This window comes from Sinorhizobium arboris LMG 14919 (assembly GCF_000427465.1).
GTDB classification, from domain to species: domain Bacteria; phylum Pseudomonadota; class Alphaproteobacteria; order Rhizobiales; family Rhizobiaceae; genus Sinorhizobium; species Sinorhizobium arboris.
This window is the reverse complement of the sequence record NZ_KE386497.1, coordinates 409683-421459: the sequence shown is the minus strand read 5'-3', so window position 1 is coordinate 421459 and position 11777 is coordinate 409683. Positions and strand designations below refer to the sequence as shown.

General features: G+C 59.9%; 7 protein-coding genes. 5 read left to right on the top strand and 2 right to left on the bottom strand.

From position 1 onward, the window contains the following. The first annotated feature begins 95 nt into the window (after nt 1–95). The 5 genes from SINAR_RS1000000138010 to SINAR_RS0130865 all read left to right on the top strand — a co-directional run bounded on the left by SINAR_RS1000000138010 (nt 96) and on the right by SINAR_RS0130865 (nt 6621). Complete coding sequence (locus SINAR_RS1000000138010) at nt 96–947, top strand: COG3904 family protein (RefSeq protein WP_234710696.1); 852 nt, start codon at nt 96–98, stop codon at nt 945–947. 1165 nt (nt 948–2112) lie between these two features. Beyond that, entirely contained in the window at nt 2113–4065 is a 1953-nt protein-coding gene (locus SINAR_RS0130880) for a multicopper oxidase family protein (RefSeq protein ID WP_028002629.1), read from the top strand. 28 nt (nt 4066–4093) lie between these two features. Continuing rightward, nucleotides 4094–4486, top strand: coding sequence for a hypothetical protein (locus SINAR_RS0130875; RefSeq protein WP_028002628.1), 393 nt, complete (start codon nt 4094–4096; stop codon nt 4484–4486). A 63-nt stretch (nt 4487–4549) separates the two neighbouring features. Then, nucleotides 4550–6160: a tyrosinase family protein gene (locus SINAR_RS0130870; protein ID WP_028002627.1), complete on the top strand. Its 1611-nt coding sequence runs from the start codon at nt 4550–4552 to the stop codon at nt 6158–6160. 128 nt (nt 6161–6288) lie between these two features. Further along, nucleotides 6289–6621, top strand: a complete 333-nt coding sequence (locus tag SINAR_RS0130865) for a hypothetical protein (RefSeq protein WP_028002626.1) — start codon at nt 6289–6291, stop codon at nt 6619–6621. Nucleotides 6622–6949: 328 nt separating this feature from the next. Here SINAR_RS0130865 and SINAR_RS0130860 read toward each other — a convergent pair whose 3' ends face one another. Together SINAR_RS0130860 and SINAR_RS0130850 are read right to left on the bottom strand one after the other, a co-directional pair. Further along, the gene (locus SINAR_RS0130860; RefSeq protein WP_028002625.1) at nt 6950–7192 is read right to left on the bottom strand and encodes a helix-turn-helix domain-containing protein; all 243 of its coding nucleotides are present in this window, start codon (nt 7190–7192) and stop codon (nt 6950–6952) included. Nucleotides 7193–8556: 1364 nt separating this feature from the next. Beyond that, nucleotides 8557–11775, bottom strand: coding sequence for a hypothetical protein (locus tag SINAR_RS0130850; RefSeq protein WP_028002623.1), 3219 nt, complete (start codon nt 11773–11775; stop codon nt 8557–8559). Between the last annotated feature and the right edge of the window lie 2 nt (nt 11776–11777).

Below are 11777 nucleotides of genomic sequence, written 5' to 3'. Positions count from 1 at the left end.
ACGCGTCCGTGGCATCGCCACCCAAGACAAGGTAATTGCAGTTGCCTAAGACATCGATATTCTCCTAGAACGGGAAGAGTGTTCGGGGGCGAGGCATGCGTATTGGGCTGGGCGTCTTGAGTTTGTTCGCCGGGTTGATGGTAGTTATTCCACACACGCACGCGGCTGTCTCAATCGAGGAGCTACAAATCCAAGGCGGCGAGACCGTACTTGTGGTTCGAGGCGAGTTCGAGTTCGGAGACAGGCCTGAAGCGCTGAGTGCCGCGGTCGCTCAATCTGGCGCGCGAGTCGTGACCTTCAACAGCAATGGCGGAAACGTCCATGCGGCCATGGCCTTCGGGCGGACGATCCGGGTGCTCGGACTTGAGACTGTCCAGTTGCGGGCAGCGGAGTGCGCCTCCGCGTGTGCGCTTGCGTTCGTGGGTGGTGCCAGGCGAACAGCAGAACCGGGTTCCATCGGGGTCCATCAATCCTCGTTCTCGGGCGACGCAGCGCTTGACGGCCACGAGGCGGTCGCGGCTGTTCAGGCCATGACCGCGGAGATCATGACATATCTCATCGAGATGGGGGTCGATCCGAAGCTCCTGCAGCTGAGCCTTTCGATCCCCAGTTCGGACATCCGGTACCTGACGGCCGGCGAGATGACGCAGTTTGGGGTGACGACATCCGTATCAGCCACAAATCAGACCGTCACGGCAGCCGCCGGAAACAGCCCGCCAATTAAGCAGGGGCCGACAATCGCCGCGCCCTCCGAGGAAGCCCGCGCACTTCGGTTTATTGCCGACTATCACGATGCGTGGTCGCGGGCCAACCCCGAGGCAATGGGTTTCATGAGCACGGCGTACGCTGACAGCGTGAGCTTTTACGGCAAGACGGTCTCACGAGATGAGGTCCTGAAGGAAAGGCTGCATTCGCGGAGCGCTGGCCGAAACGGGCTTACAGTGTGAAGTATGGCTCAGAGCGGGTGGTCTGCGCCTCGACGTGTACCGTCAGCGGTGTTGTCGAATGGTTCGCGCATAGCCCGAGGCGCGCGAAGTCTTCTTCGGGAGTAGCCGACTTCTCGCTGATTTGGGACCCCGCGACAAGCAGGATCATGTCGGAGACCGGCAAAGTTCTGACGACGGACAGGAAGGCGCGCGAACCAGCCAGGATAATTTCTCAATGGCATGACCAGAACGGTGATTGCAGGGGCGGTTCGGGCGACGCTGGCGAGACGTGGCATGCCTGCGATCGTCGAGAGGCCATCGGAGCGAAGCTCCAGGCAGTAGGCTGGTGCTACGGGCGCGACGGGGAAGCGGGTTATCAAATGGAGTGGCATGCCTGCGGAAGGTAGTCCGACGGGTTGCGCCTGCAGGAGTGTTGATGTGCTGACGAAATCCGAACTTCTGTTCGTCAAGACGCAAGGTCTTGACGCAGATGACGTGTTCGACGCGAAGGGGCGGTCGATCAAGGATGTGAGGAACAATGGCCGCCTTCCTGTGGGCTATCGGGCAGGAGGTCGCACCGTCATAGCCGAGTTTCGACCCAGCCCGCTGCACAGGGCCGGGGGTGGGCCACGGTGGGGAACTCCCGTCGCTGGTTTGTGGCCGACCAATCCGCTCGACGCCCGCCCTCTAGACTGAGGACAGCCCCGAGACGAAGACACGGAAGGCGGTACCCAACCCGCGGATGAGAGTCTGATCAACCGTCGTCTCTGAGCTCCACCCCCGGCCCTGTGCAGCCTCAGCAATCGGACTGCTTCGCACGCTCGCGCCAAGTGGCCGATGCCGCTCGCCTTCAGCCTTGACAGGGAACATGAGAGCTAGCGGATTTTGCATCCGAAAACATTGTAGCCCGGATTTTAGCGCAACCAGTAGTTTTACAGGGATGTGCGAGACACCGCTTTGCGCTATATAGTTTTCGAGGCTGAAAAGTAATGCACCTGTAACCGTCCATGGTTGTGAGGGTAATTTTCTCCGTGGTGAGAAGATAGGTGGGGCAACTCCTTCTATAAACATGCACAGACAAAGTGATATTCAGACTTCAAGCTAAGAGTCTGTTTGTATCACTGACGTCATGGACAATGCGGCCCGTCTCGCTCTTGCACTATAGGCAGAGGCTTGGGAGGTTTGTTTGTTTGCATCTCACAAAATTGCGCTTTTCGGTGTGGCGGGCATTCTTTCGGCCACCACCCATGGGCTACCGGCTGCCGCTCAAGAGACGAGGGCCGTGAGCAACCCACCGGCCTACATATTGGAGCCGGTCGCCAAAGCGCGGGCGAAGCTGGAAACCTTCGCGCAGGACCGGGCGACTTTTCCGGGCGAGGTTCTGCTCGATATGAACGTCACATACCTCGACCGTCAGATCTACAATCCGGCCACCGCGCGCTATGACCGAGTGAGGCTTCGCGGCTACCAGGACACCCGCCAAGCCAGCCCATCCGGTGTCGACACGCCGCTGGTCGGGCCCACCATCGATGTGCGCCCGGGAGAGACGGTGCGGATCACACTGAACAACATGCTCCCTCAGGATTCGACCTGCGGCATCGGCGGGGGCAGTGCCAATACCCCCCATTGCTTCAATGGTACGAACCTGCATTCTCACGGTCTCTGGGTAAACCCGTCGGGCAATGGCGACAATGTGCTGGTTTCGATCCGCCCTGGCATTGCGTTCCAGTATGAATACAACATCCCCGCCGACCATCCGGCGGGCACCTTCTGGTATCACCCGCACCTGCACGGCTCGACCGCATTGCAGGTGTCGAGCGGCATGTCCGGAGCGCTGATCATCCGTGGCGATCGCATGCCGACCCCGACGGAGACCGGCGATATCGACCGCCTGCTGAAGCAGCCAGACGGCTCCGATATCGCCGAGCGGGTCCTGGTGCTACAGCAGATCCAATATGCCTGCACCGACAGCGACGGCGGCATCACTTATGATTGCCAGCCAGGGCAGGTGGGGGGCATCGAAAGCTACGACCAGTTCGGACCTGGCACTTGGCCGGCCTCGGGCCGCTTTACCAGCATCAACGGTCAGGTGCTGGGCCAGTTGGCGCCGGCGGTGGCTGGGTCGGTCGAGCGCTGGCGGATGATCCATGCGGGAGTTCGCGACACCATCAATTTCGAGATCCGCCGGAAGACCGGCTCGGCCGCGTTGCGCGCGCTTACCGCGGCGGACACCGATAGATGGATTGACCAGAATTGCGGCGAGGATCCCATTCCGTATGGCGTGGTGGCCCAGGACGGCCTGACAATGGCGCAGGTGCAGATGCGGCAGCAGGCGGTGCTGCAGCCGGGCTACAGGGTTGATGCCTTAGTGGTGCTGCCGCAAGCGGGTGACTACTGCCTCGTCGACGCCGCCGCGCCGGCAGCGGCGAGCGTCAACCAGCTTGCTCCGAGCCGCCGCCTTCTCGGCATTGTCACCGCAGTGGAAGGCGAAACCGTCAATGGCGAGATCAGCACCTATCTGCAGGATTGGCTGATTTCGGCGGCTGAGCGCACGATGGCGCCGGATGTTGCCGGCAAGGTCATCGACGACCTCAAGAACGATATGCGGCTTTCAAGCTTTGTTCCGCATCCGGACATCGAACCGGGCGAGGTCACCGGCGAGCAGCAACTGGTGTTCAATATCGATGTGAAGCAGCCGGGCGGCACCTTCTTCGAGATTGACGGCCAGCCCTATGATGCCAACCGCATCGACCGGACGCTGCCGCTGAACGGCGTGGATGAGTGGACGCTCCGGTCGGATTTCGTCAGCCATCCTTTCCATATCCATGTCAACCCGTTCCAGATCATCAAGATCGTCGATGCGGCCGGCAATGATGTCAGCGCCCTTGGTGCCGACGACGACGGCGACCCGCAATATCCGGGACTGAAGAATGTCTGGAAGGACACGCTGTGGATCAAGAATCCCGGCACCGACCCGTCGACGCGTTACACGATCACGGTGCGGACGCGCTACCAGCGCTACATCGGCGAGTTCGTTTTGCATTGCCACATCCTCGATCATGAGGACCAGGGGATGATGCAGAACGTCAGGATTACCCTGCCGGACGGCAATGGCGGCACCGTTTCCGGCCATCATTAGGTCAGCTGATCGCCATGTGGGAGGAAATATGAGCTTCGTCGGCACTTGGAGTTATCGGAGCCTGATCAACAATCCCGACCTTTCGGCCGATTTCAGCACCCTGGAATTTGGTCAGGGAACGCTGGTGCTGACCGAGGTGGCGCCCGGCAGGATTGGCGGAACCATCGGCGGCCCCGGCTGGTCGTTGGAACTGACCGGCGCAGCGCGGATGGGCGACCCGGTCGAACTCAAATTTACCGGAAAGGGCGAGGTGGCCGGGGAGACCTGGATCTACAGCTATCGCGGCTACGTCGTGCCGAACTGGCCGAACGGCGTCGACCAGAGAGATGCCATTGTCGGCAGCATCGTCCGCGACGTTCCGCATTCGCACGGGACTGCTGCGGCCGGCTACGTCGCCTCCTGGTATGCCGTGCGGCAGTGATGCTCCACCCCTTGCCGTAGCTGCAAGACATTCGGACTAACACCTCATCAGGAGATAATCTCGATGACACGCACGCGATTTCTGACGGTTTCACGCCGCTCTTTCGTCAAAGGTGCAGCCGTTGCTGCCGGTACAGGCCTTTTCGCGCCGAGCATTCTGCGAGCGGCGACCAAGCATAGGCGCAAGAACATGACCAGCGCCGGCGGGCAGAAGGACCTGCAAAGTTATATGGATGCCGTCACTGCGATGATGAAGCTTCCACCTTCGGACCCGCGCAACTGGTACCGCAATGGCTTCATCCACCTGATGGATTGCCCCCATGGCGACTGGTGGTTCACCAGCTGGCACCGCGGCTATCTGGGCTATTTCGAGGAGACTTGCCGCGAATTGAGCGGCAATCCGGATTTCGCCTTGCCATATTGGGACTGGACGGCCAATCCCGAGGTCCTGCCGCCGCTGTTTGGCACGATTCTCGATCCCGTCAACAGCTCCGCCTACATTCCCGACCACAACCGCTTCCAGGAGATCATGCAGGCGCCGATCAAGGCCTATTGGGACAGTCTCAGCCCTGCCCAACTGCAGCAGCAGAACCTGCGCGGGTACCCCAATTTCGATGCGCTGTGGAGCGACGCGATGGCGAGCTTCGCCAATCAGCCGAACGCCCGCTTCCTGACGGCGCAGAATCCGAAACTCAATCCCGCCACCCAAACTGCGGTCGACATCGACACCATCAAGGCGTCGCTGGCGCCGACAAAATTCGCCAATGACGCGGGCGCTCCGGGTCTCGCTTTCAACAGTCCGGTATCGTCCAGCCACCAGGTGGCACCGGTCGGCTTCTCTATTCTCGAAGGCCAGCCGCATAACCGCGTGCATATGAGCGTGGGCGGCCAGAGCGCTCCCTACGGGCTGATGTCACAGAACCTGTCGCCGATCGACCCGATCTTCTTTCTGCATCATTGCAACATCGACCGGCTATGGGATGTCTGGACCCGCAAGCAGCAGGCGATGGGCCTGCCCGTCGGGCCAACCGCTGACCAACAGGGGCAGTACGATCCGGAACCCTATCTCTTTTATGTCAACGCTGACGGCAGCCCCGTGACTGACAAGACCAGGGCCGCTGATTATCTCGCAATCGGCGCCTTTGACTATGATTATGAGGCTGGCAGCGGCGAAGAGGTTATCCCGGTTGCAATCGCCGGCCGCTCGAGCCCCATTCCGGCGTTGGAAGCAGCCGTGCCTGCCTCCGCGGCCGTGGCCATAAACGAACCGGCGACCGCCAAGCTTACCGTTTCGCAGGAACTGGTGGATGTTGCCGCCAAGCCTTCGGAACAGTCGCGCCAATTCGCGAAGGTCAGCATCAAGCCCCCGATGGACGTTGGCGGACTGAATTTCCTCGTTTTCATCTTCCCCGAGGGAACGACGCCTGATCTCAACCCGGACGGACCGGATTTTGCCGGCAGTTTCGAGTTCTTCGGTGTCCGTCATCATCATACCGACACCGTCAGTTTCACCATACCAATCGACAAGACGCTCGACAGGCTGATCGACGATGGTAGGCTCAAAGCGGGCGAACCGATCGACTTCGCCGTTGTGGTCGCGGAAGCGGGCAAACGTCTCGAAGGCAGCATGCCGGCTAAGGCACAACTGACCGACATTCAGGTGGGGTCGTTCTGAGCCGAGCCGCTCGAGGCAGCGGACCCACGGTTTTGGGTCATGCCGTTGATCGCAGACACGCTCGCGGTGTTTTTGCAATGCTGGCAAAGGGATAACGGCAGCGCGCCTGCTGCGGGATTTTAGCGGAGATGGCCGATCAACAACGCAGAATTGTGATCAACCTGCCGCGAGCGCCGCGGCCGGACGAAACCGTGGGGCTCAATATCGTCACCGGCCCGTTACCGCTCGGCGCGGAAATCCGCTTTCGAACCGCCTCAGGCCACGTGATCGGTTCTGCCATTCCATTCGGCAGGACCGATCCTGACAAACAGCTGGTATTCCAGTTATCGCTTTCCGGCCGCTACATCGACGGCTCCCGGCTGGAAATCTTTGCGGATATGCTCGACGCCGGGAGTTCCCTACCGCGGGCGCCAACCGAACAGGAACTGGTCTCGGTGAAGGCGTGGATTGTGCAACAGTGAAGTTGTTCTTGTTACCATCTTGCGTCGAACGCCGATGGGCTGGGCCAGGCGAGGCGCGCCGTTATGCGGGAGTGCCCGAAGCCGAGATGGAGGAGGCTCTGGAAACAGCGAAAGGCACGCTCATCACGCGCGTGCGGCAAGAGGGCTGCGGCTGCCCTATGATCCGGGGTACCCGGGGCTCGATCTGGGCAGCCTGTTCAATTGGAGGCAAGTCGGGAGCATAGGTAAAGCCAGAATCCGGTGGTTTGTTGGCCACTTAATCAGGTTCTTCCATGTGCAGTTGGTTGAGGGGTAGCATGCCGGCTCTAAGGAGTCCCTGGCCTTTCCGCTAGTTCAGCAGGAACATGGAGGTTGGCATTTGAAGTGCAGCGGCAATGCGCCTGAGCCTGCCCGGATCGACATCAGCACCTTGTTCGATCCTTGTAATTTCGGCGCCAGTCAGACCGCAGGTTAAGGCCAGGTCCTCGATGCTATATCCTACCGCTTCGCGGAATCGCCGGACAGTGTCACCTATATCAACGTGACCCACGCGCGTGTCGAAAGCGTCTCTGTGGTGTATTGAATTCGTCATGAGATGATCCTTCGGTCATTGCGCAGGGAGCGCGTGCTCCTCGCGTGAAGGGAGCATGCAGCCTTGGAAAAGCAGGCCTACTCTATTGTTGCAGTGCAATATAAGTTCAAAAGATGACGATGCAAGGCTCGCCCGGGCTCTGGCGCCTCTTCCTCTGTGGCTTCTAAGACCTCTGACCCACCATGACGGCGAACAATGATCCGGAGGGACTTCATGGCAGCCTCCCCAACTCGAATTCGTTCCGCGGAGGCGAGGCTGTGGACGGCGCACCGTGCAGCTAACCATTTGCCGGTCCTTGGCGGCCGCCGCCGCTATGCCCCGTCGACCGCCGGTGGACCGTTTCAAGCAAACCCATCGATCTCAACGGATAGACATTCGGACAGTGTTGTAATCCGCAGCATTGGAGACTCCGCCGGTCGGCCGAACTTCGGCGTCACGACGCGGTGCCCCAGCTTCGTAGAAAGCACGCGCCCTCTAAAAGAGCTCGCGAAAGACATTCGCCCTCTATCTTTCAATTAAAGACAACCTTCTTTATCGCCGTTCGGAAGATTGCCAAAATTGTTTGTTTGAATGGCAACGATCCGCGCTGTGGATGGGATGTGTTTCAAGTCGGGTATCGTTGAATGACGTAGCGAAACGGCGCCTGACAAAGAACACGGCTGGGCGGAAGATCTCGGAATGGGCCGGGAAAGGAAATGGCGGTGCCTCAGCCAACTGAGCCTCGGTCTTTTTATTTGGGACTGGGTCTGTAATGGCGCGAACACCGGTGCGGCTTCTATGCAACCTAAAGCGGGCCGCGATCGGGACGCTCGACACGCGTTGGCCCTCGATGAGGAGCGAGAACAATACTCATCTCGGCTGACCACCTTCATGGCCATGTGCAGGAGTTCTCTGATCTGCCGGCCCGCATACCGGCTGCACGCTCCAAACCCAAGGCCGGGCGGCTCGCCTGTAGGTCTCCTCAAGAGGCGCGCCTTCCATGCCGAAATCGCGACCGGCAGCCGAGAGCACTGCCAAACTCACTTTTCTCCTCAATTAGGGCGAGTCGAGAACGTCGCTTGCGACATCGCCAATCGCGTAGTGCGCGGTCCTCAGAGCTTTGTGAAGGGAACGGTCATGGCGTGCGTGCCGACCGTGCTTTAATTTCAGGCCGTCGCCGGCTTTGCGGGCGCCGCGCCGGCGGCGCTTTCAATCCAGAAAGCAGGATCGAAAGCTGCGCCTCAGGGAGGATACATGAGGTCGCCTACCATCCCGAAAATTCCGGCGACGCGATTTTCTTGCCAGACTGCATCTGCTGGCGCGAACAATCCGCGCCGGTCTCGACGAGCCGAACTCGTTCGCGGCGTTCTCCAGAAGCTTTTCTGTTAGGCGGGCGTGCGCCCTATCTGGCGTGCGATGACGGACTCCCAATCGATGGGCGTCGCCTCGTGCTTCTCTACATCCCCGATTTTGATCGGCCCGATCTCAACACCGCGGGCGAACTTGATCGGGTCATCTACCAGCCGTCGCAGGGTTGATTCCATCTCTTCCGTCTGTTTCTGGAAGGCCTTGTTGTCCTTGATGCCCTGGTAAATTGTATAGCCCATCCAGGCAGCGGTGGAGACCAGATTGGCCATGCCGAAGGCCAGCGTCCAACCGCGCGCAAGGGCAAGGGTGCCGCCGGATCCCAGACCGATCGTTCCACCAGTCTTCACCTGGTTGATCAGGTTGCCGATTTGAATTCCCATGTTGGTGATGGCTTCCCCGGCAATAATGGTGTCGGCAGCAAGGCCTACCGAAATCAGGCTGATATTGACCGGATCGCCCCTCTTGACGTCGGCGATCAGCCAAAGCGCCTCAAGCGGTAGCCAGGCGGAAAAAATAAGGGCATTGGCGACGTTAACGCCGGCCTTGAGCAGTCCCGCGGAGTCTCGCCGCGCGGCCTTCGCCCAGTCGCTCAATTTGCTGTTGGAGACCTTCGCCGACTCTTTGAGCCCATCGCCGACCGCCTGCAGGATGTTCACGCCCGTCGAGGCGGCATAGAGGATGAGGGCAGAGAGACCGACATTGTCCCCCGACTTCAAGTTGAATCCGGCATAGACCGTGCGGGCGCCGTACATGAGGGCGTTGACCGAGCGGACGATAGTTTCCCTGTACTCTGTCAGTGACGTGCCGCTTGGGGCTTCCGTCACCCGTTCGTCCACCACCTTCTTGAGCAATGCGTCCGTTACTGTCTGGGCCTGACCACCGGGGCGGCTGAGCGACCAAACATAATAGATGATGCTCATCACATTGCCTTTGAAGAGCCCCGCTGCGTCGACGTTGTCACCGAAGAGGGAACGGCCCATGGAGGTGATGGTATCGCCGAAGAGATCTTCGAGATCGGTGTTGGCGCTGGAAAACGCCGTGGGATCTCCGATAACGAGATCGGGGGCACGTTCCTTGGCGAGGTCGGTTATCTTGCCCGCCATCTGCTCCACGATGTTCATCCCGTAACGCCCAAGCACCGAGATACTCCAGCCGTGTTCCTTGGTTCCGAACAGCTTTTCGGCAATCTGTGAGGAGTTGAGGCTCGGGCGGTCGCCGCGGACCAGGGAATGCGTTCCGCCGCCGCTGGCTATGCCGCGCCCGGCCAAGCCGGTGGCAATGCTGATCAACGCGCTGATTTCCTGCGGCGTGTAGGTATTGATGCCGCTACTGCGATGGAACTTCCCGTTCGCGTCGCGGTAAACGAGATCCTGACCAAGTGTCTTCGGCTGCACCCGCGAGACCAGCGCGCCCGCGTCCAGAAGCGCTGTCACCGCCTGCGCCACCGCCTCGCGATATTCGCCGGCGCCTATCCCGGAGCCTTGCGGCGCCTTCATCTGAAGTGTCAGCCGGCCCAAATGGCCGGGCAGCTCCTGTGCCGAAATCTCGCCTTTGGTGAATTTCTCCCACAGGCCTTCCACAATGTTCAGCACGTCGCTGGAGAAGGTCTGGCGCGCGAACGCCTTTTCGTTTCCCCCGCCGAACAGGTTCTCCGCCATGATCGAGGTGGCGTCGGAAAACAGGCTTGTCACCCCACCCGGCTCAAGTACCGGACCGAAGACGATTGCTTGAGGATCGGTTTGCTTGATGAAGTCGCTGAGAATATCGCCGGCGTTGTTGAGAGCAGTCACGTCGTGGTTCTTACGGACGACAGCATCCCAGGAGGCCAGATTGAAATCGGTCGCCGGCTGCGAGGCATCGCCGCGCTGACCGGAGGTGACGCCAGTCTCGCCCATATGGTCACCGGCGAGCTTCGTGCTCATGACCATCAGCGCGGAGAGTTCCACCGTACTCATGTTCTTGTTGCGCGCCGCGGTCGAGGCAAGCGCCGCGCCGTTGAACAGCATCTTCGCGCCGTCACGGAGCGCATTGGCCTTCTCGCCGGAAATGCCGTTGCGTTGCAGGTAGCGGTCGATGGCTCCATCGAGGCCCCGCACATCGCCGCCGTCGAGTTCCACGAAATCACCCCAGAGCTCGCGGAAGAGGGCGGTGAGTTCGGCTCTATATGTCTCCTTGCCCGCCCCGGAATAGTTGCTGGCGATAAGGTCGATGGTCTCGCCTGCGACGGACTCGAGGCTTGGAATGGGCTTGTCACCCCGCGTCAGATGCTTTTCCGTAAGCAGGCGTCGCATGGAGGCGATGTCATAAATGCCCGACTGGAACAGCGTATCCAGCTTCGAGACCTCTGGAATGGCCCGTCCACCGACGGTCCGCTCGTTACCATTGGCGAAATCGCCCATCTGCTTCATCAGATCGGAGTCGAACAATCCCTCGCCGAAGACTTCGCTGGCGATGAGGTTATCCTGTATCTGCGGCGTGACCGATCCAAGTCCCTTGGCGCCGGTGAGACCATCCAGGGCATCGGCGAATTCGGGCAGGCGCGGCAATACCTCCTTGTTGTAGAACTCTTTGTAGGCAGCCTCGATCTTATCCGAATTGGCGGTCACCGTGGCTTCCGGCAGCACCGACATATAGAAGGCAAGGGCGTTGTTGTACTCCTGCAGGATGGTCTGGATGTCCTTGCCCGACCTCAGGCCATCGTTGAGTATGCCGCCATTGACGATTTCGCTCTCAAAATTCCTGGTCAGCGTTAGGCGCAGGTCCTTCACTTCCTCATCACGCTTGATGGTGTTGTCGATGATCTTGGCCGCATCCGTCTCCGTGTCAGGAGCCACCCGGTTGCCGGTAGTGAGGATGTGCTTGAAGCCTTCGAACACCCTTTTTGTAAGCAGGGACTGCACTTCCGGGTCGGCCTCAAGAATGGCAATGGCGTTGTTCAGGTCTTTCCAGATCTCATCCTGATTGAGCGGCTTTTCGCCGAAACGCTTGGGCAGGTCGTCGTAGTGATCGTAATCCTCGCGTGCTTCAAGCAGATCGAGCAGCGTAATCAACTTCTGCTCTGCGGTGTACTTGTCCGGGTTCAGTGCAACGTCGATACTTTGGAAGTCGCGCTTGTCATCCTTGTAACCCTCGAAAATCCCCTTGTAGATTTCTTTCCGCAGGCTGGAATTGTTCAGCCGGTCCATCTCATTCCGGATCGGCGATGAAGTGTTCTGGTTGTTGACGGCTTCGACCATTC

Bases quoted from the DNA above. Each gene is read 5' to 3' on its own strand.
- SINAR_RS1000000138010 (WP_234710696.1), top strand. From the start codon at position 96: ATGCGTATTGGGCTGGGCGTCTTGAGTTTGTTCGCCGGGTTGATGGTA.
- SINAR_RS0130865 (WP_028002626.1), top strand. From the start codon at position 6,289: ATGGCCGATCAACAACGCAGAATTGTGATCAACCTGCCGCGAGCGCCG.
- SINAR_RS0130860 (WP_028002625.1), bottom strand. From the start codon at position 7,192: ATGACGAATTCAATACACCACAGAGACGCTTTCGACACGCGCGTGGGT.
- SINAR_RS0130870 (WP_028002627.1), top strand. From the start codon at position 4,550: ATGACACGCACGCGATTTCTGACGGTTTCACGCCGCTCTTTCGTCAAA.
- SINAR_RS0130850 (WP_028002623.1), bottom strand. From the start codon at position 11,775: ATGGTCGAAGCCGTCAACAACCAGAACACTTCATCGCCGATCCGGAAT.
- SINAR_RS0130875 (WP_028002628.1), top strand. From the start codon at position 4,094: ATGAGCTTCGTCGGCACTTGGAGTTATCGGAGCCTGATCAACAATCCC.